Source organism: Diaphorobacter sp. HDW4B (genome assembly GCF_011305535.1).
Taxonomy (GTDB): Bacteria; Pseudomonadota; Gammaproteobacteria; order Burkholderiales; family Burkholderiaceae_C; genus Diaphorobacter_A.
On record NZ_CP049905.1, the window covers coordinates 3035001 to 3060766 of the forward strand.

17 protein-coding genes, 5 tRNA genes and 2 rRNA genes (1 of these 24 only partly in view) are annotated in these 25766 nt (G+C 58.8%); 22 read left to right on the forward strand and 2 right to left on the reverse strand.

What is annotated here, in order from left to right; genetic code table 11:
* Together G7048_RS13855 and rrf are read left to right on the forward strand one after the other, a co-directional pair.
* A 23S ribosomal RNA gene (locus tag G7048_RS13855) occupies positions 1–1347 on the forward strand; it begins 1532 nt to the left of the window's first position.
* Positions 1348–1489: 142 nt separating this feature from the next.
* Positions 1490–1602 (forward strand): 5S ribosomal RNA (gene rrf / locus G7048_RS13860).
* A gap of 201 nt (positions 1603–1803) precedes the next feature.
* Here the strand turns inward: rrf and G7048_RS13865 are convergent.
* The gene (locus G7048_RS13865; protein ID WP_166068708.1) at positions 1804–2391 is read right to left on the reverse strand and encodes a GspH/FimT family pseudopilin; all 588 of its coding nucleotides are present in this window, start codon (positions 2389–2391) and stop codon (positions 1804–1806) included.
* A gap of 314 nt (positions 2392–2705) precedes the next feature.
* On the opposite strand from G7048_RS13865, the gene G7048_RS13870 reads away from it, so the two are divergent.
* The 19 genes from G7048_RS13870 to G7048_RS13960 all read left to right on the forward strand — a co-directional run bounded on the left by G7048_RS13870 (position 2706) and on the right by G7048_RS13960 (position 22745).
* Positions 2706–2791, forward strand: a tRNA-Tyr gene (locus G7048_RS13870).
* A gap of 52 nt (positions 2792–2843) precedes the next feature.
* Positions 2844–2917: transfer RNA gene (locus G7048_RS13875), tRNA-Gly, on the forward strand.
* A gap of 44 nt (positions 2918–2961) precedes the next feature.
* A tRNA-Thr gene (locus G7048_RS13880) sits at positions 2962–3036 on the forward strand.
* Positions 3037–3102: 66 nt separating this feature from the next.
* Positions 3103–4293, forward strand: a complete 1191-nt coding sequence (gene tuf / locus G7048_RS13885) for an elongation factor Tu (protein ID WP_166067931.1) — start codon at positions 3103–3105, stop codon at positions 4291–4293.
* Positions 4294–4306: 13 nt separating this feature from the next.
* Positions 4307–4382: transfer RNA gene (locus G7048_RS13890), tRNA-Trp, on the forward strand.
* Positions 4383–4469: 87 nt separating this feature from the next.
* The gene (gene secE / locus G7048_RS13895) at positions 4470–4853 is read left to right on the forward strand and encodes a preprotein translocase subunit SecE (protein WP_166068709.1); all 384 of its coding nucleotides are present in this window, start codon (positions 4470–4472) and stop codon (positions 4851–4853) included.
* An 18-nt stretch (positions 4854–4871) separates the two neighbouring features.
* Entirely contained in the window at positions 4872–5459 is a 588-nt protein-coding gene (nusG, locus tag G7048_RS13900; protein WP_166070970.1) for a transcription termination/antitermination protein NusG, read from the forward strand.
* Between the two features lie 151 nt (positions 5460–5610).
* Positions 5611–6042: a 50S ribosomal protein L11 gene (gene rplK, locus G7048_RS13905; protein WP_166068710.1), complete on the forward strand. Its 432-nt coding sequence runs from the start codon at positions 5611–5613 to the stop codon at positions 6040–6042.
* 2 nt (positions 6043–6044) lie between these two features.
* Positions 6045–6740, forward strand: coding sequence for a 50S ribosomal protein L1 (rplA, locus tag G7048_RS13910; protein WP_166068711.1), 696 nt, complete (start codon positions 6045–6047; stop codon positions 6738–6740).
* Positions 6741–6994: 254 nt separating this feature from the next.
* Positions 6995–7507, forward strand: coding sequence for a 50S ribosomal protein L10 (gene rplJ / locus G7048_RS13915; RefSeq protein WP_166068712.1), 513 nt, complete (start codon positions 6995–6997; stop codon positions 7505–7507).
* 50 nt (positions 7508–7557) lie between these two features.
* Positions 7558–7935: a 50S ribosomal protein L7/L12 gene (rplL, locus tag G7048_RS13920; RefSeq protein WP_166068713.1), complete on the forward strand. Its 378-nt coding sequence runs from the start codon at positions 7558–7560 to the stop codon at positions 7933–7935.
* 362 nt (positions 7936–8297) lie between these two features.
* Positions 8298–12422, forward strand: a complete 4125-nt coding sequence (gene rpoB / locus G7048_RS13925) for a DNA-directed RNA polymerase subunit beta (RefSeq protein WP_166068714.1) — start codon at positions 8298–8300, stop codon at positions 12420–12422.
* Positions 12423–12444: 22 nt separating this feature from the next.
* Positions 12445–16683, forward strand: coding sequence for a DNA-directed RNA polymerase subunit beta' (rpoC, locus tag G7048_RS13930; protein WP_166068715.1), 4239 nt, complete (start codon positions 12445–12447; stop codon positions 16681–16683).
* Positions 16684–16870: 187 nt separating this feature from the next.
* Positions 16871–17434 carry a LemA family protein gene (locus G7048_RS13935; RefSeq protein WP_166068716.1) on the forward strand — a complete coding sequence of 188 codons (564 nt, stop codon included), beginning with the start codon at positions 16871–16873 and terminating at the stop codon, positions 17432–17434.
* 45 nt (positions 17435–17479) lie between these two features.
* The gene (gene rsmB / locus G7048_RS13940; protein ID WP_166068717.1) at positions 17480–18880 is read left to right on the forward strand and encodes a 16S rRNA (cytosine(967)-C(5))-methyltransferase RsmB; all 1401 of its coding nucleotides are present in this window, start codon (positions 17480–17482) and stop codon (positions 18878–18880) included.
* Positions 18837–19523 carry a DUF4390 domain-containing protein gene (locus G7048_RS13945; RefSeq protein WP_240932984.1) on the forward strand — a complete coding sequence of 229 codons (687 nt, stop codon included), beginning with the start codon at positions 18837–18839 and terminating at the stop codon, positions 19521–19523. The genes rsmB and G7048_RS13945 overlap by 44 nt, the downstream gene beginning before the upstream one ends.
* 65 nt (positions 19524–19588) lie before the next feature.
* Positions 19589–21817 (forward strand): PAS domain-containing sensor histidine kinase, encoded by a 2229-nt coding sequence (locus G7048_RS13950; RefSeq protein ID WP_166070972.1) that lies wholly within the window; start codon positions 19589–19591, stop codon positions 21815–21817.
* Positions 21818–21857: 40 nt separating this feature from the next.
* Positions 21858–22586, forward strand: coding sequence for a response regulator (locus tag G7048_RS13955; protein ID WP_166068718.1), 729 nt, complete (start codon positions 21858–21860; stop codon positions 22584–22586).
* 83 nt (positions 22587–22669) lie between these two features.
* A tRNA-Phe gene (locus tag G7048_RS13960) sits at positions 22670–22745 on the forward strand.
* A 120-nt stretch (positions 22746–22865) separates the two neighbouring features.
* Here the strand turns inward: G7048_RS13960 and G7048_RS28780 are convergent.
* The gene (locus tag G7048_RS28780; RefSeq protein WP_371747702.1) at positions 22866–23063 is read right to left on the reverse strand and encodes a helix-turn-helix domain-containing protein; all 198 of its coding nucleotides are present in this window, start codon (positions 23061–23063) and stop codon (positions 22866–22868) included.
* Positions 23064–23670: 607 nt separating this feature from the next.
* On the opposite strand from G7048_RS28780, the gene G7048_RS13970 reads away from it, so the two are divergent.
* The gene (locus G7048_RS13970; protein WP_240933327.1) at positions 23671–25278 is read left to right on the forward strand and encodes a midcut-by-XrtH protein; all 1608 of its coding nucleotides are present in this window, start codon (positions 23671–23673) and stop codon (positions 25276–25278) included.
* The last annotated feature ends 488 nt before the right edge of the window (positions 25279–25766 follow it).

Sequence of the window (25766 nt, forward strand, 5' to 3'; positions counted from 1 at the left end):
AAGTGAGTGATACCCTGCTTCCAGGAAAAGCCACTAAGCTTCAGCTATTGACGACCGTACCGCAAACCGACACTGGTGCGCGAGATGAGTATTCTAAGGCGCTTGAGAGAACTCAGGAGAAGGAACTCGGCAAATTGATACCGTAACTTCGGGAGAAGGTATGCCCCTAGTAGGTGAAGTTGAACAAACGGAGCTGAATGGGGTTGCAAAAAATCGGTGGCTGCGACTGTTTATTAAAAACACAGCACTCTGCAAACACGAAAGTGGACGTATAGGGTGTGACGCCTGCCCGGTGCTGGAAGATTAAATGATGGGGTGCAAGCTCTTGATTGAAGTCCCAGTAAACGGCGGCCGTAACTATAACGGTCCTAAGGTAGCGAAATTCCTTGTCGGGTAAGTTCCGACCTGCACGAATGGCGTAACGATGGCCACACTGTCTCCTCCTGAGACTCAGCGAAGTTGAAATGTTTGTGATGATGCAATCTCCCCGCGGAAAGACGGAAAGACCCCATGAACCTTTACTGTAGCTTTGTATTGGACTTTGAACAGATCTGTGTAGGATAGGTGGGAGGCTTTGAAGTGTGGTCGCTAGATCACATGGAGCCAACGTTGAAATACCACCCTGGTGTGTTTGAGGTTCTAACCTAGGTCCATTATCTGGACTGGGGACAGTGCATGGTAGGCAGTTTGACTGGGGCGGTCTCCTCCCAAAGTGTAACGGAGGAGTTCGAAGGTACGCTAGTTACGGTCGGACATCGTGACGATAGTGCAATGGCATAAGCGTGCTTAACTGCGAGACTGACAAGTCGAGCAGATGCGAAAGCAGGACATAGTGATCCGGTGGTTCTGTATGGAAGGGCCATCGCTCAACGGATAAAAGGTACTCTGGGGATAACAGGCTGATACCGCCCAAGAGTTCATATCGACGGCGGTGTTTGGCACCTCGATGTCGGCTCATCTCATCCTGGGGCTGTAGTCGGTCCCAAGGGTATGGCTGTTCGCCATTTAAAGAGGTACGTGAGCTGGGTTTAAAACGTCGTGAGACAGTTTGGTCCCTATCTTCCGTGGGCGCTGCAGATTTGAGGAAGCCTGCTCCTAGTACGAGAGGACCGGAGTGGACACACCTCTGGTGTACCTGTTGTCACGCCAGTGGCATCGCAGGGTAGCTATGTGTGGAAGAGATAACCGCTGAAAGCATCTAAGCGGGAAACTCGTTTCAAGATGAGATCTGCCGGGGCCTCGAGCCCCCTGAAGGGTCGTTGTAGACCACGACGTTGATAGGCTGGGTGTGGAAGAGCAGTAATGCTTTAAGCTAACCAGTACTAATTGCCCGTGCGGCTTGACCCTATAACTTTGATACAATCAAAGACTTGTAGTTATGCCAAGTACGCAATCAAATTAAGTTCAGCACAATCTGAATAAAACCTCAGCTGATTGAGATTCTATGAATTCGTTGTGAAGCCACAAGGCTCCACGACACCAAGTTATGCCTGATGACCATAGCAAGTTGGTACCACTCCTTCCCATCCCGAACAGGACAGTGAAACGACTTCGCGCCGATGATAGTGCGGGTTCCCGTGTGAAAGTAGGTCATCGTCAGGCTCTTACAGCCCAAGCCGCCCTCCAACTCGAAAGAGTGGAGGGCGTTTTGCTTTGCGCTTTGCGGAAGCCAAAAGACCTCCCGCTCTCGGCTCGCTAGGTCGACAGCGCGCCAACAACTATCCCCGCATCGGGTGCAGGCGGGCTTTGCCGCCACGCCTGGCCATCCCCAGAGCTCCGGGTGCACTCCGCGCCAAATTGGCATCAAGAGCAATGGTCATCGAGTACAGTGCGAACCCTTCCGCCAGTCGAGACGCAGACCGTGATGACGAAATCTGAGCTTCCTGGTGATTGGGGCGAGACAACGAAGCCCGCACCTACGCCATTGATCGTGCCCCAGCGATTGACGGTCAGCACGGATGCATTGCTGGTGAATCGAACCGTCGTGTCGATCGGTGCGGGAAATGAGCGAAGCAGCTCATCCGCTTCGCCGGTGTTTGTCTCGCTGTAGCTTGCATCGCCATCGTTGTCGAGGAAAACAATCCATCCACAACTCCAATCGTTCGCTGTGCCGGTGCAGTTTTTCCCTTCGGCCGAGTCTCTTTTGCGAAGCTTGATGTCTTCGGCTCGGCGAACGGCTTCGGAGCGGGCCACGTAGAGTGCGCCCTTGAGCTCCATGACGGCTTGGCGAACACGCATTCTTTGTATGAGGGCGGAGAAGTTTGGCGCCGCCAGGGTGACGACGATTCCCAGAAGGGTGACTGCGCACAGCAACTCCACCAGTGTGAAGCCCTTGGCTCTGTGTGGATGGGTATCGAAGTGGCCGGACTGGACTGATGGGTGCTGCGGCATGGATGCTCAATCGATGAGGAAATTTCTCAGCCGTTGTAGCGCTCTCTGTGGCGATGTGGCTTGATTCAGTGGGTCGTCATGTCGATACGAGAGGCAACAGATGTGTTTGCTGCATGGGCAAGAGCCTTGCGGTGAGGGGCAAGAGAAAAATGCCGATTTCCTTGCATTTCTCTTCGCATTTTCCCGAGAGAGGGTCTGAAGAGACGCTACAATGCATGCTGCAGTTGAATGGGCTTCGATGGAGCCGAAGATTTCAAAGTATTTTGGAGTTTTCTTGGCTAAACCAAAAAAGCTGCTATAATTGCAAATTCTCCGGAGGGGTGCCCGAGTGGCTAAAGGGGGCAGACTGTAAATCTGTTGGCTTACGCCTACACTGGTTCGAATCCAGTCCCCTCCACCAAATTATGAGAGCCGAGGTCCTTGTTGGGGTGCGACGCTGATCGATAGATCAAGCGGGAGTAGTTCAATGGTAGAACCTTAGCCTTCCAAGCTAATGACGCGGGTTCGATTCCCGTCTCCCGCTCCATAGCTGGTTTGTGAGAAGAGTTAAGCGCAATGCGCTGTGAAGTTGCCCATGTGGCTCAGTGGTAGAGCACTCCCTTGGTAAGGGAGAGGTCGCGGGTCCGATTCCCGCCATGGGCACCACAAGTTTCCGGTGCGTCCGTTCGGGTAGCGCCTTTATTTTCAGGTGTAAGTTTTCGGAGTCAAGAAATGGCAAAGGAAAAATTCGAGCGGACCAAGCCGCACGTCAACGTCGGTACCATCGGTCACGTTGACCACGGCAAGACCACGCTGACGGCTGCTATCGCTACCGTTCTGTCGAAGAAGTTTGGCGGCGAAGCCAAGGCTTACGATCAGATCGATGCTGCACCCGAAGAAAAGGCTCGCGGTATTACCATCAATACCGCTCACGTCGAGTACGAAACGGCCAACCGCCACTACGCTCACGTTGACTGCCCAGGCCACGCTGACTATGTGAAGAACATGATCACGGGCGCTGCCCAGATGGACGGCGCTATCCTGGTTTGCTCCGCTGCTGACGGCCCAATGCCCCAGACCCGCGAGCACATCCTGCTGGCCCGTCAGGTGGGCGTGCCTTACATCATCGTGTTCCTGAACAAGTGCGACATGGTCGATGACGAAGAGCTGCTCGAGCTGGTCGAAATGGAAGTTCGCGAACTCCTCGACAAGTACGACTTCCCAGGCGACGACACCCCGATCATCCGCGGTTCCGCCAAGCTGGCTCTGGAAGGCGACAAGGGCGCTCTGGGCGAACAAGCCATCGACAAGCTGGCCGAAGCTCTGGACACCTACATCCCAACGCCTGAGCGCGCTGTGGACGGTGCTTTCCTGATGCCAGTCGAAGACGTGTTCTCGATCTCCGGTCGTGGTACCGTGGTGACAGGCCGTATCGAGCGCGGTATCGTCAAGGTCGGCGAAGAAATCGAAATCGTCGGTATCAAGGACACCCAGAAGACTACGGTCACTGGCGTGGAAATGTTCCGCAAGCTGCTGGACCAAGGTCAAGCTGGCGACAACGTGGGTCTGCTGCTGCGCGGCACGAAGCGCGAAGACGTCGAGCGCGGCCAAGTGCTGTGCAAGCCCGGCTCGATCAAGCCACACACTCACTTCACCGCTGAGGTGTATGTTCTGTCGAAGGACGAAGGCGGTCGCCACACTCCTTTCTTCAACAACTACCGCCCACAGTTCTATTTCCGTACGACTGACGTGACCGGCTCCATCGAGCTGCCAGCAGACAAGGAAATGGTCATGCCTGGTGACAACGTGTCCATCACCGTGAAGCTGATCGCCCCGATCGCCATGGAAGAAGGTCTGCGTTTCGCCATCCGCGAAGGTGGCCGTACCGTCGGCGCCGGCGTGGTTGCCAAGATCATCGCGTAATTGGTGAGATCGTAGGGGTATAGCTCAATTGGCAGAGCGTCGGTCTCCAAAACCGAAGGTTGTAGGTTCGATTCCTACTGCCCCTGCCACCTAAGGGTGGTGCTCAAAGCCCGCCAAGTCTTGGCGGGCTTCGGCGTCTTGTGCGACGCCGGAACAAGGAATGATTGCAGTCACTTATGGCCACTTCTCAGGTTGAAACTGTTAGTACCGGTGCGGACAAGGCGAAGCTCGCCTTTGCCGTCGTGCTGGTGTTGGCCTCTATTGCAGGGTTTTATGTGCTCGCCAAGCAAGGCCCGCTCGTGCAGTGGGCGGTGTTGCTGGTGGGCTTGGTCGCGGCAGCTGTGGTGTTTCTGGTGTCTGAACCAGGCAAGCAGTTTGTGGCCTTCGCGCGCGATGCGTGGAAGGAAGTGCACAAGGTCGTCTGGCCGACTCGCAAGGAAGCACTGCAGATGACAGGCTATGTGTTCGCCTTCGTGGTGATCATGGCTTTGTTCCTGTGGTTTACGGACAAGACGCTTGAGTGGGTCTTGTACGATTTGATTCTCGGCTGGAGGAAGTAACTGATGACTGATGACGCCATGGAAAATGCTGGCGCGACAGCGGCGGTTCCTGCTCCTGTCGCATCCGGCAATCCGGATCTGCGCTGGTACATCGTGCATGCCTATTCGGGCATGGAAAAGGCGGTGGAGCGCAACATCACCGAACGCATCGCCCGCGCGGGCATGCAGGACAAGTTTGGCCGCATTCTCGTGCCGACCGAAGAAGTGGTCGAAATGAAGAATGGCCAGCGCAAGACGACCGAGCGTCGTCTGTATCCTGGCTATGTGTTCGTTGAAATGGTGATGGAAGATGACACTTGGCACTTGGTGAAGCACACCAGCAAGGTCACGGGTTTCGTGGGTGGTTCCAAGAACCGTCCAGCGCCCATCTCTGACGACGAAGTGCAGAAGATCGTCAGCCAGATGGAAGAGGGCACCGAGAAGCCGCGTCACAAGATCGAGTTCACCGTGGGTGAGCTGGTGCGCGTCAAGGAAGGCCCGTTCACCGACTTCAATGGTTCGGTGGAAGAAGTCAATTACGAAAAGAGTCGTCTGCGTGTGTCGGTCATGATTTTTGGCCGTTCCACTCCGGTCGAACTGGAATTCGCTCAGGTCGAGAAGACATAAGTCTTCTGCAAGGACCTGATCCTCGCAAGAGATCGGTGAGTCGGCGCTTTACAGCTCTGTGCCGGCAATCACTTCATGTTCGAGCTGCAACCCCGGGGAGCCGGTCTTGTCCATGACGAGGCTTGCGTTATGACCCGTAAGGAAATTAGCCATGGCGAAAAAAATCGTCGGCTTTATCAAGCTGCAAGTTCCAGCTGGTAAGGCAAATCCATCTCCTCCAATCGGTCCAGCGCTGGGTCAGCGCGGTCTGAACATCATGGAGTTCTGCAAGGCATTCAATGCGCAGACTCAAGGTGTTGAGCCAGGTCTGCCACTGCCAGTGGTGATCACGGCGTTTGCTGACAAGAGCTTCACGTTCGTCATCAAGACTCCTCCAGCCACCGTGCTGATCAAGAAGGCCATCAAGCTCGACAAGGGTTCTTCGAATCCTCTGAAGACCAAGGTCGGCAAGATCACCCGCGCTCAGCTGGAAGAAATCGCCAAGACCAAGCTGAAGGACATGAACGCCGCTGACGTGGACGCAGCTGTGCGCACTCTGGCTGGTTCGGCCCGCTCCATGGGCGTGACTGTGGAAGGACTGTAATCATGGCAAAGTTGACCAAGAAGCAAAAAGCATTGGCCGGCAAGGTTGACAGCACCAAGCTGTACGCATTCGCTGACGCTGTGGCTATCGTGAAGGAAGCCGCTACCGCCAAGTTTGACGAATCCATCGACGTTGCTGTGCAACTCGGTGTGGATGCCAAGAAGTCGGACCAAGTGGTTCGTGGCGCTGTCGTTCTGCCTCACGGCACCGGCAAGACCACCCGCGTGGCTGTGTTCGCCCAAGGCGCCAAGGCTGACGAAGCCAAGGCCGCTGGTGCTGACATCGTCGGCATGGACGACCTGGCTGCCATGGTCAAGGCTGGCGACATGCCTTTCGACGTGGTGATCGCTGCTCCAGACGCAATGCGTATCGTTGGTACCCTGGGTCAGATCCTGGGTCCACGTGGCCTGATGCCTAACCCCAAAGTGGGCACCGTGACTCCTGACGTGGCTACCGCCGTCAAGAACGCCAAGGCTGGTCAGATCCAGTTCCGCGTTGACAAGGCCGGCATCATCCACGGCACGATCGGTCGTCGTTCGTTCGACAACGAGAAGCTGCAGGGCAACCTGGCCGCTTTGGTTGACGCTCTGAACAAGGCCAAGCCTGCTACCAGCAAGGGTGTGTACCTGCGCAAGGTTGCTGTGTCCTCCACCATGGGCGTTGGCGTCCGTGTGGATACACAGACCATCGCAGCGTAATTGCTTTGAAAAGATCTTGAGGCACTCGCAAGAGTGCCTCAGTGGTGGGTCGATGCAGCGATGCATCGAGTCATCCAAGACCGTTGGCGTGCAGGTGTTGAAAGACAGGCTGCACTTAAATCGAGAAGAGATGCCAACGCAGATGGCGATCCCGCTGCAGATGGAACGAGAAATTTTTCCTCAACAGTTGGTCGCTGAAACTTAAGCGCGCATGGAGAACCCCGGTTCGAAGTGCGCAAATGAAGGAGTAGACCTTGAGTCTTAATCGCAGTGAGAAAGAAGCGGTCATCAATGAAGTGACCAGCCTCGCCGCAAAAGCTCAAACGCTGGTGATCGCGGAATACCGTGGCATCACGGTCGCTGACATGACCAAACTGCGCGTTGATGCACGCAGCAAGGGCGTTTCCCTGAGCGTTCTGAAGAACACTCTGGCACGTCGTGCTGTGGCTGGCAGCCAGTTTGACGTTGTGGCCGACCAGATGACCGGTCCTCTGATCTATGGCTTCTCCGAAGACGCTGTGGCCGCCGCCAAGGTGGTGGCCGATTTCGCGAAGACCAACGACAAGTTGGTGATTCGCGGTGGCGCATTCGGTGGCAAGGCCCTGGACGTGAACGGCGTTAAGGAACTGGCGAACATTCCATCCAAGGAAGTTCTGCTGGCTCAAATTTGTGGCTTGCTCATGTCGCCTATCTCGCGTACAGCCGTTGTGCTGGGCGCCCTGGCGGCAAAGAAGAGCGAAGGCGAAGGCGAAGCTGTTGCCGCTTGATTGAAAAGCGCACAGTTACCCTCAAATCAACCAATTGTTAGGAAATAAAAATGGCATTCGATAAAGACGCATTCTTGACCGCGCTCGACAGCATGACGGTTCTGGAACTCAATGACCTGGTGAAGGCCATTGAAGAGAAGTTCGGCGTGTCCGCCGCTGCTATGGCTGCTCCCGCTGCTGGCGGCGCTGGCGCTGGCGCTGCTGCTGCTGAAGAAAAGACTGAATTCAACCTGGTTCTGCTTGAAGCAGGTGCCAACAAGGTTGGCGTGATCAAGGCCGTGCGTGAAATCACTGGTCTGGGTCTGAAGGAAGCCAAGGACATGGTCGACGGCGCTCCCAAGACTCTGAAGGAAGCTATGCCTAAGGCTGACGCTGAAGCCGCTGCCAAGAAGCTGGTGGACGCAGGTGCCAAGGCTGAACTGAAGTAATTCGCTCAGTTTTGAGGGCTGGAGGTTCCAAAAGGGGCCTCCAGCCTTTGGCGCTTCTAGCGTAAGGGTTTGTCCTGTAGCTGGAAGACTCCTTGTCTGACGACCACGACGGTCGTTTTGTTGTCAGATCGGGATGGTAATTTCGGACCATTGTGTCCAGAGCGCACCAGAAAGCGGTTCCCATCGAGAGAACTTTTTTCTAGTGCCTTCTGATTCATCCGACAGCAGAAGGTGCCTTGGTTCGGGCGATGTGCAACGCATCGCCGTCCGCCATGGTTGGTAGTGGCCAACCGCCAAGCCTACAAGTGTGCCTTGTAGGGCAGTCGTCGAAGACCAGTTTCATGTCTTTGCCTGGAGATCTCATGGCCCAAACTTCCACGTACAGCTACACCGAGCGCAAGCGGATTCGCAAGAGCTTCGGCAGCCGTGACAGTGTGCTCAAAGTGCCTTATCTGTTGCAGATGCAGCGTGATGCCTACACCGCATTCCTGCAAGCTGGCTCAGCCCCCCAAAAACGCAGTGATGACGGCCTGCAGGCCGCATTCAACGCTGCATTCCCGATCGTGTCGCACAACGGCTTCGTCGAAATGAAGTTTGTCGAGTACAACCTCGCCAAGCCTGCTTTCGACGTGCGTGAGTGCCAGACCCGTGGTCTGACCTTCGCCTCGGCCGTGCGCGCCAAGGTGCAGCTCATCATCTATGACCGCGAATCCTCGACTGCCTCTTCAAAGGTGGTCAAGGAAGTGAAGGAGCAGGAAGTCTACATGGGCGAAGTGCCCCTGATGACGGACAAGGGCTCGTTCATCATCAACGGTACCGAGCGCGTGATCGTGTCTCAGTTGCACCGCTCGCCTGGCGTGTTTTTCGAACACGACAAGGGCAAGACCCACAGCTCGGGCAAGCTGCTGTTCTCGGCACGCATCATTCCTTACCGCGGTTCGTGGCTCGACTTCGAATTCGACCCCAAGGACGTGCTGTACTTCCGCGTCGACCGTCGCCGCAAGATGCCTGTGACGATCCTGCTGAAGGCCATCGGCCTGAACCCGGAATCGATCCTCGCGAACTTCTTCGTGAACGACAACTTCCGCCTGATGGACAGCGGCGCACAGATGGAATTCGTGCCCGAGCGCCTGAAGGGTGAAGTCGCCCGTTTCGACATCACCGACAAGTCCGGCAAGGTTGTTGTGGCCAAGGACAAGCGCATCACCGCGCGCCACACTCGCGAGCTGGAGCAGTCCAACACGACTCACGTGAGCGTGCCCGAGGACTTCCTGATCGGCCGCGTGGTTGCCCGCAACATCGTGGACACCGACACCGGTGAAATCATCGCCAAGGCCAACGACGAACTGACCGAAGCGCTGCTCAAGAAGCTGCGTTCGGCTGGCGTGCGTGAAGTGCAGTGCATCTACACGAACGAACTGGACCAAGGCGCCTACATCTCGCAGACCCTGCGCATCGATGAAACCGTGGACGAGTTCGCTGCCCGCGTTGCCATCTACCGCATGATGCGTCCTGGCGAGCCGCCAACGGAAGACGCCGTGCAGGCGCTGTTCCAGCGTCTGTTCTACAACCCAGACACGTACGATCTGTCGCGCGTGGGTCGCATGAAGTTCAACGCCAAGGTCGGTCGCGATGGCGCTACCGGCCCGATGGTGCTGGACAACGACGACATCCTGTCCGTGGTGAAGATCCTCGTGGATCTGCGCAACGGCAAGGGCGAAGTCGACGATATCGACCACTTGGGCAATCGCCGTGTGCGTTGCGTGGGCGAACTGGCCGAAAACCAGTACCGCACCGGTCTGGCGCGTATCGAAAAGGCGGTGAAGGAGCGTCTGGGTCAAGCGGAACAAGAGCCGCTGATGCCGCACGACCTGATCAACTCCAAGCCGATCTCCGCCGCCCTGAAGGAATTTTTCGGTGCATCGCAGCTGTCGCAGTTCATGGACCAGACCAATCCTCTGGCCGAAATCACCCACAAGCGCCGTGTTTCGGCTCTTGGCCCGGGCGGTCTGACGCGCGAACGTGCCGGCTTCGAAGTGCGTGACGTGCACGTGACCCACTACGGTCGCGTCTGCCCAATCGAAACGCCTGAAGGTCCAAACATCGGTCTGATCAACTCGCTGGCTCTGTACGCTCGCCTCAACGAATACGGTTTCATCGAAACCCCGTATCGCCGCGTGGTGGACAGCAAGGTCACGATGGAAATCGACTACCTGTCGGCCATCGAAGAAGGCAAGTACATCATCGCTCAGGCGAATGCCAAGCTGGACGAAGAAGGCCGCCTGACGGGTGACCTGGTGTCGGCCCGTGAAAAGGGTGAATCGACTCTGGTGTCGGCCGAGCGCGTTCAGTACATGGACGTGTCGCCTGCGCAGATCGTCTCCGTGGCTGCCTCGCTGGTTCCGTTCCTTGAGCACGATGACGCGAACCGCGCGTTGATGGGTGCCAACATGTCGCGTCAGGCCGTGCCTGTTCTGCGTCCTGAAAAGCCAATGGTCGGCACGGGCATCGAGCGCGTGGCTGCCGTTGACTCGGGCACCGTGGTGACCGCAACCCGCGGCGGCGTGGTCGACTATGTCGACGCGACCCGCATCGTGGTGCGTGTGAACGACGAAGAAGCCGTTGCTGGCGAAGTCGGCGTGGACATCTACAACCTGATCAAGTATCAGCGTTCCAACCAGAACACCAACATCCACCAGCGTCCCATCGTCCAGAAGGGCGACAAGCTGGCCAAGGGTGACGTGGTGGCTGACGGCGCATCGACCGACTTGGGCGAAATCGCCATCGGTCAGAACATGCTGATCGCGTTCATGCCATGGAACGGCTACAACTACGAAGACTCGGTGATGATCAACGAGCGCATCGTGGCTGAAGACCGCTACACCTCGATCCACATCGAGGAACTGGTGGTGATGGCTCGCGACACGAAGTTGGGCCCAGAGGAAATCACGCGCGACATTCCGAACCTGTCGGAACAGCAACTGAACCGCCTCGACGAGTCCGGCATCATCTACGTGGGAGCGGAAGTGCAGCCCGGCGACACGCTGGTCGGCAAGGTCACGCCAAAGGGTGAAACCACCCTGACGCCTGAAGAAAAGCTGCTGCGCGCGATCTTCGGCGAGAAGGCTTCGGACGTGAAGGACACATCGCTGCGTGTGGATCAGGGCTCTTCGGGTACCGTGATCGACGTGCAGGTGTTCACGCGTGAAGGCATCCAGCGCGACAAGCGCGCCCAGCAGATCATCGACGATGAACTCAAGCGCTATCGCCTCGACCTGAACGACCAGCTGCGCATCGTGGAAGCCGACGCGTTCGACCGTATCGAGAAGCTGCTGATCGGCCAGATCGCCAACGGCGGCCCGCAAAAGCTGGCCAAGGGCACGAAGATCGACAAGGCGTACCTCGACGGAGTGGACAAGTTCCACTGGTTCGACATCCGTCCTGCCGACGACACCGTCGCGACCCAGCTCGAATCCATCAAAAACGCGCTGGAGCAGACACGTCACGCGTTCGACCTGGCGTTCGAAGAAAAGCGCAAGAAGCTCACGCAAGGCGACGAGCTGCCAGCGGGCGTGCTGAAGATGGTCAAGGTGTACCTGGCCGTCAAGCGTCGTCTGCAGCCTGGTGACAAGATGGCCGGCCGTCACGGCAACAAGGGTGTGGTCTCCAAGATCACGCCTGTGGAAGACATGCCTTACCTGGCAGACGGCACCACCGCCGACATCGTGCTGAACCCGCTGGGCGTGCCATCGCGCATGAACATCGGTCAGGTGCTGGAAGTGCACTTGGGCTGGGCCGGCAAGGGTCTGGGCCACCGTATCGACGCGATGCTGCGTGACCACGCACGTGCCGAAGAAATTCGCGCGCTGATGGAGCAGATCTACAACTCGAGCGGCCGCAAGGAAGAACTGACGCAGCTGTCCGACGACGAGGTCATGAAGATGGCGGACAACCTGCGCACCGGCGTGCCTTACGCATCGCCAGTGTTCGATGGTGCTTCCGAAGCCGAAATCAAGGACATGCTGAAGCTGGCCTATCCGGACGACATCGCCAAGGCCAAGGGCCTGACCGATACGCGTACGCAGGCATACCTGTTTGATGGCCGCACTGGCGAGCGCTTCGAGCGTCCGACCACCATCGGCTACATGCACTACCTGAAGCTGCACCATTTGGTCGACGACAAGATGCACGCCCGCTCCACCGGTCCGTACTCGCTCGTGACGCAACAGCCGCTGGGCGGCAAGGCCCAATTCGGTGGCCAGCGTTTCGGTGAAATGGAAGTGTGGGCGCTGGAAGCTTACGGCGCTGCTTATGTGCTGCAGGAAATGCTGACAGTGAAGTCCGATGACGTGGTGGGCCGTACCAAGGTGTACGAGAGCATCGTCAAGGGCGAACACTCGATCGAAGCCGGCATGCCGGAATCGTTCAATGTGCTGGTCAAGGAAATTCGTTCCTTGGGCCTGGACATCGAACTGGAACGTTCTTAATTATTGAAAAGGGAAAGAGTCCATGAAATCGTTACTCGACCTGTTCAAGCAATTCACGCCTGATGAGCATTTCGATGCCATCAAGATCGGCATGGCTTCGCCCGAGAAGATCCGTTCGTGGTCTTTCGGCGAGGTGAAGAAGCCTGAGACGATCAACTACCGCACGTTCAAGCCAGAGCGCGATGGTCTGTTCTGCGCAAAGATCTTCGGCCCCATCAAGGACTACGAATGCCTTTGCGGCAAGTACAAGCGCCTCAAGCACCGCGGTGTGATCTGCGAGAAGTGCGGCGTTGAAGTCACGCAGACCAAGGTTCGCCGCGAGCGCATGGGTCACATCGACCTGGCCGCTCCTTGCGCGCACATCTGGTTCCTGAAGTCGCTGCCGTCGCGTCTGGGCCTGGTGCTCGACATGACGCTGCGCGACATCGAACGCGTGCTGTACTTCGAAGCCTACGTGGTGACCGACCCGGGCATGACTCCGCTGAAGAAGTTCGGCATCATGTCCGAGGACGACTACGACGCCAAGCGCAAGGAATACGGTGATGAATTCATCGCCAAGATGGGCGCTGAAGGCATCAAGGATCTGCTCGAAGGTATCGACATCGATATGGAAATCGAGCGCCTGCGTGGCGATCTGACCGGCTCCGAAGTCAAGGTCAAGAAGAACGCCAAGCGCCTGAAGGTTCTGGAAGCGTTCAAGAAGTCCGGCATCAAGCCCGAGTGGATGGTGCTGGAAGTGCTGCCCGTGCTGCCACCGGACCTGCGTCCGCTGGTGCCGCTGGATGGTGGCCGCTTCGCTACGTCCGATCTGAACGATCTGTATCGCCGCGTCATCAACCGCAACTCGCGTCTGCGTCGCCTGCTGGAGCTGAAGGCTCCTGAAATCATCGCGCGCAACGAAAAGCGCATGCTGCAGGAAGCGGTTGACTCGCTGCTGGACAACGGCCGTCGCGGCAAGGCGATGACTGGTGCGAACAAGCGTGCCCTCAAGTCGCTGGCCGACATGATCAAGGGCAAGAGCGGTCGTTTCCGTCAGAACTTGCTGGGCAAGCGCGTGGACTACTCCGGTCGTTCCGTGATTACCGTGGGTCCTTACCTCAAGCTGCACCAGTGCGGTCTGCCAAAGCTGATGGCTTTGGAACTCTTCAAGCCATTCATCTTCTCGCGCCTCGAAGCGATGGGCATCGCCACGACCATCAAGGCTGCCAAGAAGGAAGTGGAAGCCGGCACGCCAGTCGTGTGGGACATCCTGGAAGAGGTCATCAAGGAACACCCGATCATGCTGAACCGTGCGCCTACGCTGCACCGTTTGGGCATTCAGGCGTTCGAGCCCATCCTCATCGAAGGCAAGGCCATCCAGCTGCACCCACTCGTCTGCGCGGCGTTCAACGCCGACTTCGACGGTGACCAGATGGCTGTCCACGTTCCGCTGTCGGTGGAAGCGCAGCTCGAAGCCCGCACACTGATGCTGGCATCGAACAACGTGCTGTTCCCGGCTTCGGGCGAACCTTCCATCGTTCCTTCGCAGGACGTGGTGCTGGGTCTTTATCACGCCACCCGTGACAAGATCAACGGCAAGGGTGAAGGCCTGGTGTTCGCTGACATCGGCGAAGTGCAACGCGCTCTGGACGCTGGTGAAGCCGAACTCGCAGCGCGCATCACCGTGCGTCTGACCGAGTGGACCAAGAACAAGGCCACGGGCGAATTCGAGCCCGAGACCGGCCTCGTGGAAACCACCGTCGGCCGCGCTCTGCTGTCCGAAATTCTTCCCAAGGGCCTGCCGTTCTCCAACATGAACAAGGCGCTCAAGAAGAAGGAAATCTCCAAGCTGATCAACACCAGCTTCCGCAAGTGCGGTCTGAAGGAAACGGTCGTGTTTGCAGACAAGCTGCTGCAAAACGGTTTCCGTCTGGCCACGCGTGCCGGTATTTCCATCTGCGTGGACGACATGCTGGTGCCGCCACAGAAGGCGGAAATCATCGGTCGTGCCGAGAAGGAAGTCAAAGAGATCGAGCAGCAGTACGTCTCCGGTCTCGTGACCACGGGCGAACGCTACAACAAGGTCGTGGACATCTGGGGCAAGGCAGGTGACGAAGTCTCCAAGGTCATGATGGCCCAGTTGGCCAAGCAAAAGACCATTGACCGTCACGGCAACGAAGTCGATCAGGAATCGTTCAATTCGATTTACATGATGGCCGACTCCGGCGCCCGCGGTTCCGCGGCTCAGATTCGCCAGCTCGCAGGTATGCGTGGTCTGATGGCCAAGCCTGACGGCTCCATCATCGAGACGCCTATCACCGCGAACTTCCGCGAAGGCCTGAACGTGTTGCAGTACTTCATCTCCACCCACGGTGCCCGTAAGGGTCTGGCGGATACGGCGTTGAAGACGGCGAACTCGGGTTACCTGACACGTCGTCTGGTGGACGTGACGCAAGACCTCGTGGTGAACGAGCAGGATTGCGGCACCCACAATGGTTCGCTGATGCGCGCCATCGTCGAAGGCGGTGAAACCATCGAATCGCTGCGTGACCGTATCCTCGGCCGCGTGGCTGCCGAAGACATCCTGCACCCCGAAACCCGTGCGGTGCTGGTGACTGCCGGCACGATGCTGGAAGAAGACCTGATCGAAGAGATCGAAGCTCAAGGCGTGGACGAAGTGAAGGTGCGTACAGCCCTGACCTGCGAAACCCGCTACGGCCTGTGCGCCAAGTGCTACGGTCGCGACTTGGGCCGCGGCGGCCTGATCAACCATGGCGAAGCCGTGGGTGTGATCGCTGCCCAGTCCATCGGCGAACCAGGTACCCAGCTGACCATGCGTACGTTCCACATCGGTGGTGCGGCTTCGCGTGCAGCCATCGCCTCGAGCGTGGAAGCCAAGTCGAATGGTTCGATCAGCTTCAACAGCACGATGCGCTACGTGACCAACACCAAGGGTGAACTGGTGGTGATTTCCCGTTCCGGCGAAATCGTCATCAGCGACAACGGTCGCGAGCGTGAGCGTCACAAGGTGCCATACGGTGCCACGTTGACCGTGAAGGCCGATCAGGTGATCAAGGCTGGCGCGATTCTCGCCAACTGGGATCCACTGACACGCCCGATCATCACCGAATACGCTGGTCGCGTGAAGTTCGAAAACGTCGAGGAAGGCCTCACCGTTGCGAAGCAGGTCGACGAAGTGACCGGTCTGTCCACGCTGGTGGTGATCGATCCGAAGCGTCGTGGCTCCGCCAAGGTGGTGCGTCCACAGGTCAAGCTGATCGACGCGAACGGTCAGGAAGTGAAGATCCCCGGCACCGATCACTCGGTGACGATCGGCTTCCAGGTCGGCGCGCTGATCCAAGTGCGTGACGATCAGGACGTGGGTCCAGGCGAAGTGCTGGCCCGTATCCCGGTCGAAGGTCAGAAGACCCGCGACATTACCGGTGGTCTGCCACGTGTGGCCGAACTGTTCGAAGCGCGTTCGCCAAAGGACAAGGGCATGCTGGCCGAAATGACCGGCACGATCTCGTTCGGCAAGGAAACCAAGGGCAAGGTCCGTTTGCAGATCACCGATCCGGAAGGCAAGGTCTGGGACGAACTGGTTCCGAAGGAAAAGAACGTGCTGGTCCACGAAGGCCAGGTCGTGAACAAGGGCGAACTGGTCGTCGACGGCCCGGCAGATCCACAGGACATCCTGCGTCTGCTCGGCATCGAGGAACTGGCACGCTACATCGTTGACGAAGTGCAGGACGTGTACCGCTTGCAGGGCGTGAAGATCAATGACAAGCACATTGAAGTGATCGTGCGCCAGATGCTGCGTCGCGTTGTGGTCGAGAACACTGGCGAGTCCACCTACATTGCAGGTGAACAAGTCGAGCGTTCGGAAATCCTCAACACGAACGAAGCGCTGCAAAAGGACGGCAAGATCCCGGCAACGTACTCCAACATTCTGTTGGGTATCACGAAGGCATCGCTGTCCACCGACTCGTTCATCTCGGCCGCTTCCTTCCAAGAAACGACCCGCGTGCTCACCGAAGCTGCCATCATGGGCAAGCGCGACGAGCTGCGTGGCCTGAAGGAAAACGTCATCGTGGGTCGTCTGATCCCCGCTGGTACCGGTCTCGCATACCACGAGGCCCGCAAGGCCAAGGACACGATGGACGAAGCCGAGCGCCGTGCGATTGCCGACGCCGAAGCCGAAGAACTGGCGACTGCCGGTGATTCCTCGGACGACGTCACCGAGCCGACCGCTCAGGACCAAAGCGCTGCTGCTGCGGATTGAGCCGTAGCCCGCGCTGAGATCGGCCCTTCGGGCTGATCGGAGCACTCCCGCCCTGCCGTGCATTGCACGGATAGTGCGGGAGTTTTTCTTTTTGTGAGCAGTGCAGATCGCGAAAGTGCTCTACATTGCGAGGCATGCACCGCACGACCCGTCGTTCTCAACGTCTCCATTCACCGGACCGCAACCCATGTTCCTGACAGGCTGGCTCATCGTTCTTGCCGTGCTGGTGTTCTGGGCCGTGGGGGCGTACAACCGTCTGGTGCGATTGCGTTCGGCGGCCATCCAGGCCTTCGGTGCGCTGGATGCCGAGCTGCTTCGGCGCACCGCGCTGCTGGGCGAGTACGACGCAGCCGTCAGCGGTCCGCGCGTGCCTCGGGATGCGCAACTGCACGAGGCCTTGCGCGCATCGGGCACGCAGTACGCGGCATCGCTGGCGGTGATGCGCTCACGCCCGCTTGACGAGCATGCGGGCTCGGCGCTCGTGGCAGCAGGCAAGGTGCTGGACGCGGCATGGACGGCGCTGGTGGATGCATCGCAGGCTCAGCCCTCGCAAGAGGGCGACGATGCGGATGCGAGTGGCGCGACGGTGCTCAATTCACTCATTGAACGAAGTGCACATCAACGCACTCAAATCGATCTCGCTATCGCGCAATTCAATGCAGCGGTGGATCATTACAACAAGGCCGTGACTCAGTTTCCCGCCAACGTGCTGGCCTGGGTTTTCGGCTTCAAGCAGGCACTGATGCTTTGATCGGTTTCGATCAGCACCTGGCTGCCTTGATTGGTTTTTCGGCTTATGGCGACTCAGTCCAAGAAGACAACATCCTCACAACCACGCGCGCAGAACGGCTCGCCGGAGCAGCAGGGCGTCGCCTTGTGGAAGCAGCTCGACGCGGCCGCCAAGTGCCTGCAATCCGTGCGCGAAGGCCAATCGGCCACGGCCGTGCTCGAACAGGTCGAGCGCAGTCTGCGCCCCGGCGTGCAGGCTTTGCTGTTCCAGTCCCTGCGCCAACTGGGCCGCGCGCAGGCGCTGCGCAAGGAGCTGGCTCCGCGCAATCCACCGCCGCGCGTGGACAACCTGCTGTGCACGGCGCTCGCATTGGCATGGCAGGAAGAAGCGGCTCCGTATCCTCCGTTCACGCTGGTGAGTCAGGCCGTCGAAGCGGCCAAGCGCAATTCGGCGATGCGTGGTCAGGCGGGCTTTGTGAACGCCTGCCTGCGCCGTTTTCTGCGCGAGCGCGATGCGCTGGTCGCCGCGACTGACAAGGACCCCGTCGCGCAGTGGAACCATCCGCTGTGGTGGATTCGCGCTGTGCAGAAGGACTATCCGGATCACTGGCAACAGATTCTCGCGGCCAACAACGCGCATGCTCCGATGACGCTGCGGATCAACGCGCTGCGCAGCACGGTCGACGAATACCTGTCCCAGCTTGAGGCCAAAGGCCTTGCAGGCACGCGCGTGGGTGGCCACGGCATCGAACTTCAACAGGCGGCGCCGGTTTTGCAGTTGCCGGGCTTTGACGTGGGCGATGTCTCGGTGCAGGATGCGGCCGCGCAACTGGCCGCTCCGCTGATCACGGCGGGGCTGGATCAGAATCAGCCGCTGCAGGTTCTCGACGCCTGCGCCGCACCGGGCGGCAAGACGGCTCACCTGCTTGAACTGGCTGGACCTCAGCAGAACTGGCAAGTGACGGCGCTGGAGATGGACGGCGAGCGTGCCCGCCGCATCGGCGAGACGCTGGAGCGTTTGCAGCTCAAGGCGCAGGTGCTCGTGACCGATGCCGGCCTGGTGGATGAATGGTGGCCCAAGGCCAATGGCAAGGCGCAGTTCGACGCCATCTTGCTCGACGCGCCTTGCAGCGCTGCGGGCATCGTGCGCCGCCATCCCGATGTGCGCTGGCTGCGCCGCGAGAGCGATCTGCCGCAGCTCGCCAAGCTGCAGGAGCGACTGCTCGCTGCGCTCTGGCCGCTGCTCAAACCGGGCGGCAAGCTGCTTTACTGCACCTGCTCGATCTTCCATGTGGAAGGGCAGAGCCAAGTCAAAGCGTTTCTCTCGCGCAACACTGATGCCGCTTTACTCACCTCGCCAGGCCATTTAATGCCCGGTCATCCTGCGGGAGATGACAAGCTCCGCGAGAATGCGATAGGTGACCATGACGGCTTTTACTACGCACTTCTGCAAAAGCTGGCTGCGTGAGTTGAATGCACGCGGCAGGATGATTGCGTGGTGGCTGCGCTTGGCGCTTCTGGTGGGTGCGCTGGCCGGCCTGTGGGCTCCGGTGACGGGTTTTGCCGATCAGGCGCAAAGCCGCAGCGAGATCGCCGACTTCAAACTCCATCAGACTGCCGACGGCCTGCTGCTGTCGACCAGCATGCGCTTCGAGCTGCCCGATCAGGTCGAGGACGCGCTCTACAAAGGCATCGCCATGTACTTCGTGGCCGAGTCGCAGATCGTGCGCGAGCGCTGGTACTGGTCCGACAAAGTGGTCGCGCAGGCCACGCGCCACATGCGCCTGAGCTACCAGCCGCTCACGCGCCGCTGGCGACTGAGCCAATCCTCTGCACCGTTTGCCGACAATGGCCTTGGCGTGTCGCTGGGACAGAACTTCGAAGAGCTGGGTGATGCGCTGGCCGTCATGCAGCGGATCTCGCGCTGGAACGTGGCGGGCAGCGATGTGCTCGATGACAACGGCACGCAGACGCTGCATTTTCAATTCCGCCTCGACATGTCGCAGCTTCCAAGGCCGCTGCAGCTCAGCACCGTGGGCCGCTCGGGATGGAGCCTTTCACTCTCTCGCAGCGTGCGCCTGAACAGCACGACGGTGGAGACCACCAAGTGACCGCGCCGCAGCAGCCCGCACAGATTTCGGAGGCTGCTCGCAAGCAGAAAAGCCGTGGCCGCACCATGCGCTGGGCTCTCGGAATCGGCGCGGCGCTGATGTGCGCGATCGGCCTGGTGCTGCTGTTCCTGCTCACCCAGGCCACCAACAACCGCGATCTCTACGAGCGCAATTTCGCTTGGCTGATGGGCGTGAACGTGCTGGTCGCGGTGCTGCTTCTGGCCGTGCTGGCCTGGGGCGCGCTGCGGCTTGCCATGCGTCTGAAGCGCGGGCGTTTCGGCAGCCGCCTGCTGATGAAGCTGGCAGGCATCTTCGGCGTGGTCGGCGTGATTCCCGGGCTGCTGATCTATGTGGTGTCCTACCAATTCGTTTCGCGCTCGATCGAGAGCTGGTTCGACGTGCGTGTCGAAGGCGCACTGTCCTCGGGCGTGAGCCTTGCGCGCGTGACGCTCGACACCATGGGCGCGGATATCGGCTCCAAGACCCGCGAATCCAGCACCCAGCTCGCGCAGGTGCCGGACGCCGCTGCCGGGCTGGTGCTCGATCGCATCAAGGACCAGTTGGGTGCTTCCGACATCGTTCTCTGGAACGCGTCTGGCCAACCAGTCGCGAGTGCCGGGCAGTCGCGCTTCTCGCTCAATCCGGATCGCCCCACGCCGCAGCAGTTGCGCAATGCGCGGCAGGAGCGCATGACGTTCCAGATCGAGGGGCTGGACGACATCACCACCGCCAAGGCGGAAGACAACGCGCGCGTGAAGGCGCTGGTGTTGGTCAGCACGCCGACGCTCGGCTTGCTGGTCGAGCCGCGCTTTCTGCAGGCCACGGTTTCGCTGCCACCCGCGCTCGTGGCCAACGCCATCGCGGTGCAGGAGGCCAATCGCGAGTATCAGGAGCGGGCGCTCGCCCGTGGCGGCCTGCGGCGCATGTACATAGGCACGCTCACGCTCAGCCTGTTCCTCGCGGTGTTCGGCGCGGTGCTGCTGGCGGTGCTGCTCGGCAATCAACTGGTGCGACCGCTGCTGTTGCTGGCCGATGGCGTGCGCGAAGTGGCTGCGGGCAATCTGAGTCCGAAAGCGGTGATCCAGAGCAACGACGAACTCGGCGGCCTCACGCGCTCGTTTGCGACGATGACCCAGCAGCTTGCCGACGCACGTGCGGCGGTCGAGCGCAGCATGGGCGAGGTCGATGCCGCGCGCGCCAATCTGCAGACGATTCAGGACAACCTCACCGCTGGCGTGATCGTGCTGGATGCCATGGGCACGATTCTTTCGTCCAACCCCGGCGCGACGCGCATTCTGCGTGCGCCGATGGCCGCGTTCGAAGGCAAGCCGCTGGCCGATGTGCCGGGGCTTGCCGAGTTCGCGACTGCGGTGCAGAACCATTTCGACGAGTTCCATCGCGAGCGCACGCACCATGGGCTCGATCACTGGCAACATCCTTTCGAACTTGATGCGCCGCCCTCGGGCGTCGTCGGCACGCAAGGCACCAGCCTGGTGGCGCGTGGTGCAGAGTTGCCCGGCGGCGCGCGCCTGCTGGTGTTCGATGACATCTCCGAAATCGTCTCCGCCCAGCGCGCACAGGCCTGGGGCGAAGTGGCGCGGCGTCTGGCGCACGAGATCAAGAACCCGCTCACGCCGATTCAGTTGTCGGCCGAGCGCCTGGCGATGAAGCTCGACGGCAAGGTCCCGCCAGCCGAGCAGGCTGTGCTCAACAAGTCGGTCAAGACCATCGTCGAGCAGGTGGATGCGATGAAGCGGCTGGTCAACGAATTCCGCGACTATGCGCGCCTGCCCGCCGCCGAACTGCACCAACTCGATCTCAATGCGCTGGTCAACGACGTGCTGCATCTCTATGGTTCCGAGAACGCCACCGTGACCGTGGATGCCGATCTGGACCCCCGCAACCCGCACATCAACGGGGATGCCCAGCAGTTGAGGCAGGTCATACATAATCTTTTACAAAATGCCCAGGACGCCACGCAACAGGCGGCGGAGCAAAGCGCAGAGCCCGCCAAGCCGGTACGGATCAGCACCGTTTTGAGTGACACATCCAATCGTGTGCGCCTGACTGTGTCAGACTCGGGGCCGGGCTTCCCGGCGCATATACTGCAACGGGCGTTTGAGCCTTACGTTACGACTAAGCCGCGCGGCACGGGATTGGGGCTCGCGGTGGTGAAAAAAATAGCAGATGAACACGGCGCGCGTGTCGATTTGGTCAATCGTGTGGAAAACGATGTGGTGAAAGGGGCACAAGTGTCGCTATCATTCCCTTCGGACATCGCTTCAGCACTTTAACAACACGCGCATATCGTGCAACAAGGGTGTATCTAAACACATGGCAAACATTCTGGTGGTTGACGACGAGCTGGGAATCCGGGACCTGTTGTCTGAAATCCTGAACGACGAGGGTCACAGCGTGGACCTCGCAGAAAACGCCACCCAGGCTCGCAACGCACGTCTGGACAATGTCTACGATCTGGTGCTGCTCGACATCTGGATGCCTGATACCGATGGCGTGTCTCTGCTCAAGGAATGGGCCACATCCGGCATGCTGAACATGCCCGTCATCATGATGAGCGGCCACGCCACCATCGACACGGCGGTGGAAGCCACGCGCATCGGCGCCTTCTCGTTCCTCGAAAAGCCCATCACCATGCAGAAGCTGCTCAAGGCAGTGGAGCAGGGTCTGGCGCGCAGCACGGGCAACGGCAGCAGCTCGCAGGCGCAGGCTTCGGGCGCACCCGGTCAGAACGGTGCTCCGGCCAAGGTCGCGAGCAACGGTACAGGTGCTCCGGCGCTCAATGGCGTGGCAGGCGCATCGCCAACCGCTGTCGCCATGGTCGCCGAAGTGGACCAAGGCCCCATGTCGCATCAGGGCTTCGATCTCGACAGACCGCTGCGCGAAGCACGCGACGGATTCGAAAAAGCGTACTTTGAGTTTCATCTAGCCCGCGAAGGCGGCTCCATGACCCGCGTCGCGGAAAAAACAGGTCTCGAGCGCACCCATCTTTACCGAAAGCTGCGCCAACTCGGTGTAGACTTGGGCCGCAACAAACGAGGATGACGAAGAATTCAAAAAACAGAAATTTTTCGGCGATTTGCAAAAAAAGCAAAAAAATCTGTATATAATTCAAGTCTTCCCCAAGTGGCCCGGTAGCTCAGTTGGTAGAGCAGCGGATTGAAAATCCGCGTGTCCGTGGTTCGATTCCGCGCCAGGCCACCACTTGATTCTCAGAAGCCCGTTCAAGAAATTGGACGGGCTTTTGTCGTTCTGGCTTCCAGCAAAGTAGCTTGCCCGAACGTCAGGCGAACTCACTCAGCCACTGAGTCAGTTCTTGTCTCTCTACGACTTGCTCACGCCTTCAAGTGCCAGCAATAGTCGCGCACATTGATCGTCTTCACAGTACAGGTAGGCGAGGGGCACACCAAGTGTTTCTGCAATCAATCGTGCCGTCTTCACCGGGAGCTCATGCGTCCTCAACTCATATCGGCTGATCCGAGCACGGCTCGACGATTCTTCAATGCCGATCAGCACCTCCACTTTTTCCTGAGACCAGCCCAGCTCCTCACGTCGTGATCTCAAATGGCGGTTCAAGATCTTGCCTTGCGTCAGGTTGGGGTTCGAGTCTTTTGGCTGATTGAAAAGGGATTGACTATCGCGGCTGTCTCGATACTAGCCAAGCAATTCTATGGGAGACACGCTTAGCAGGCGGCTGAAATACTGATTGATTTCTAGTTGAAAATTTGACCAAACAGGAGTGCCTTACCCCTTGCCTGTCTCGAAAGAATCGCTTGTAGGACGTTCTACTCGATTGGGGATTTTTCGTGGCAAGTGTCTGGGGGATTTTGGCAGTCCGTTAGGCAAGAAAATCAGGGCGAAGTCTTCGAACATCCTTTTGAATGGTCGCCCATAGGCATGGATATTTCCAATTCTGTGTCGCAGGTTGTTGAACAATTTTGAACAATCATGCGATTTCTGCTGGAGGAGGGTGAATTGTGACAGTTATATGTAGAATTTATTACTCCTCGAAATTGGTAGTTATTTCATGGAAAAAATTACACTTGATACATTCATGATAAATCCACGGAGAGCGCATTTGCCGACGGGCGCCCTAGTCACAGGGCTTCTGGGACTTGTCCCCGGTAAAATGGCGTTTGCGCAGTCAGCTGCATCATGCTCCGTGAATTTGGTTTACACGGCAGAGCCAGTGGTCCCCCCAGCCGCTGTGCCGTCACTCTCGGGCTTTGGCTTGGCGTTGCTGCTTCTGGGGGTGCTTGCCTTAGCTTGGCGCCAACTGGCAATCACTGGCAGGGTGGCCTCGCTGATGATGGGCTGTGTGCTAGCCTTGAGCGCGATGACACCCACAGACCTGATGAGTCAGGTGTTGACCGCATTGTCGCTGGACAGCAGTTCTGGCGGCACGCTCAGCATCACTGGTACCAACGCCAATACCGTCAAAAATAATACCAACGTCTTGCTCAAAATTACGGCGCTGACTCCGGGCACCGGCACCAGTTTGTTGAGTCCTCCCACAGACTGTGTGGTGGGCACTCAACTGTCGCCTAATCAGAGCTGTACTGTGCAACTTGCCTGTGCCAGCGCCGGTCCTGTGGTTCCTGTTGTTACGGCTGTGGATGATACGGCCAGCTGGCCTGCCGGTGCCGTTGGCGCCAACTCAGACGTAACGCCAAACGACTCTTATCCACCAGGAAGTTTGTTCACGTTGCAACCCGGCGGCACCTGCACCAACTCCAGCGTAAGCAACACCGGCACGGCGACCTACGATGTGCCGGGAAGCGGCAATTGCACAGTGAATTATCAGGTTTGCGCACCGTCACCCAATGCCGCCGTGTGCAGCACAGCTGTGCTGACCGTCATTCCTGTGGTTCCTGTTGTTACGGCTGTGGATGATACGGCCAGCTGGCCTGCCGGTGCCATTGGCGCCACCTCAGACGTAACGCCAAACGATACCTATCCACCAGGAGGTTTATTCACGTTGCAACCCGGCGGCACCTGCACCAACTCCAGCGTAAGCAACACCGGCACGGCGACCTACGATGTGCCGGGAAGCGGCAATTGCACAGTGAATTATCAGGTTTGCGCCCCGTCACCCAATGCCGCCGTGTGCAGCACAGCTGTGCTGACCATCATTCCTGTCGTTCCTGTGGTTCCCGTCGTTACTCCTGTGGATGATGAGGCCCTTCAGCTTGCGAATACTGTTGGCGCCACATCAGACATAACGCCAAACGACACCTATCCGCCAGGAAGTCTGTTCACTTTGGAACCCGGCGGCACCTGCACCAACTCCAGCGTGAGCAGCACCGGTATGGCGACCTACGATGTGCCGGGGAGCGGCAATTGCACAGTGAATTATCAGGTTTGCGCCCCCTCACCCAATGCCGCCGTGTGCAGCACTGCGGTGCTGACCGTGAACACGAAGTGTCAGTATGACTTTGATTTATCTTGGTATTATTTCGGTACTGATGGAGCTACCCATGTGGTTGGGCTGCCTACAGATGCGTTGGTTTTGAACACGATCGAGCTCACTATCGATAATGGGACGCCGTTTGCCAGTGGATTTACTTACGGGCCCGCATCTTTCACCCTCTTCGACGGAGTGACATCCTCCTCCACCGCTGCTGGCCTGTCCTGGGTGCCGGGATCGGCTGGATCGCCACCGGCTCTGACGGATGAGAACACCCCTGTGCACGTTAGATATGAGGGAGTTTGCGGTGGTGGTGGGGGCAACAACTAATTTGCCAAGGAAAGCCGCTGCGACAGTGTGGGGGGAATTCACCTGTTACGGGTGTCAGTGGAGTCGTTCTGCGGCTGTTGGAACGCACCATACCTCCCTGGATTCGCCGAGGTCGCCGGAGCCCGCGCTTTGACTCCGGCGGCAGTCCCCCCCAGCATTTCTTGCCACGCTACGTTGCCGCTGGTGTTCTGCCCAATCGCGCTTGACCCTACTCGTGTAGGACGGCGCGTAGTCCGACTTGCCCTTGGTCTTGCTTTCCCACTGGACGGGCACACATCTGTACGGCCGTAGAAAAGGCTCGCTGAGGAGCGCGATCTTCTCATCGGTGGACAGTCTCGATGGCTCAGCAGATGTTGAAATCCGCGTGTCCGTGGTTCGATTCCGCGCCAGGCCACCACTTGATTCTCAGAAGCCCGTTCAAGAAATTGGACGGGCTTTTGTCATTTTGGCTTCCAGCAAAGTAGCTTGCCCGAACGTCAGGCGAACTC

Bases quoted from the DNA above. Each gene is read 5' to 3' on its own strand.
- G7048_RS13865 (WP_166068708.1), bottom strand. From the start codon at position 2,391: ATGCCGCAGCACCCATCAGTCCAGTCCGGCCACTTCGATACCCATCCA.
- tuf (WP_166067931.1), top strand. From the start codon at position 3,103: ATGGCAAAGGAAAAATTCGAGCGGACCAAGCCGCACGTCAACGTCGGT.
- secE (WP_166068709.1), top strand. From the start codon at position 4,470: ATGGCCACTTCTCAGGTTGAAACTGTTAGTACCGGTGCGGACAAGGCG.
- nusG (WP_166070970.1), top strand. From the start codon at position 4,872: ATGGAAAATGCTGGCGCGACAGCGGCGGTTCCTGCTCCTGTCGCATCC.
- rplK (WP_166068710.1), top strand. From the start codon at position 5,611: ATGGCGAAAAAAATCGTCGGCTTTATCAAGCTGCAAGTTCCAGCTGGT.
- rplA (WP_166068711.1), top strand. From the start codon at position 6,045: ATGGCAAAGTTGACCAAGAAGCAAAAAGCATTGGCCGGCAAGGTTGAC.
- rplL (WP_166068713.1), top strand. From the start codon at position 7,558: ATGGCATTCGATAAAGACGCATTCTTGACCGCGCTCGACAGCATGACG.
- rpoB (WP_166068714.1), top strand. From the start codon at position 8,298: ATGGCCCAAACTTCCACGTACAGCTACACCGAGCGCAAGCGGATTCGC.
- rpoC (WP_166068715.1), top strand. From the start codon at position 12,445: ATGAAATCGTTACTCGACCTGTTCAAGCAATTCACGCCTGATGAGCAT.
- G7048_RS13935 (WP_166068716.1), top strand. From the start codon at position 16,871: ATGTTCCTGACAGGCTGGCTCATCGTTCTTGCCGTGCTGGTGTTCTGG.
- rsmB (WP_166068717.1), top strand. From the start codon at position 17,480: ATGGCGACTCAGTCCAAGAAGACAACATCCTCACAACCACGCGCGCAG.
- G7048_RS13945 (WP_240932984.1), top strand. From the start codon at position 18,837: ATGACGGCTTTTACTACGCACTTCTGCAAAAGCTGGCTGCGTGAGTTG.
- G7048_RS13950 (WP_166070972.1), top strand. From the start codon at position 19,589: ATGCGCTGGGCTCTCGGAATCGGCGCGGCGCTGATGTGCGCGATCGGC.
- G7048_RS13955 (WP_166068718.1), top strand. From the start codon at position 21,858: ATGGCAAACATTCTGGTGGTTGACGACGAGCTGGGAATCCGGGACCTG.
- G7048_RS13970 (WP_240933327.1), top strand. From the start codon at position 23,671: ATGGCGTTTGCGCAGTCAGCTGCATCATGCTCCGTGAATTTGGTTTAC.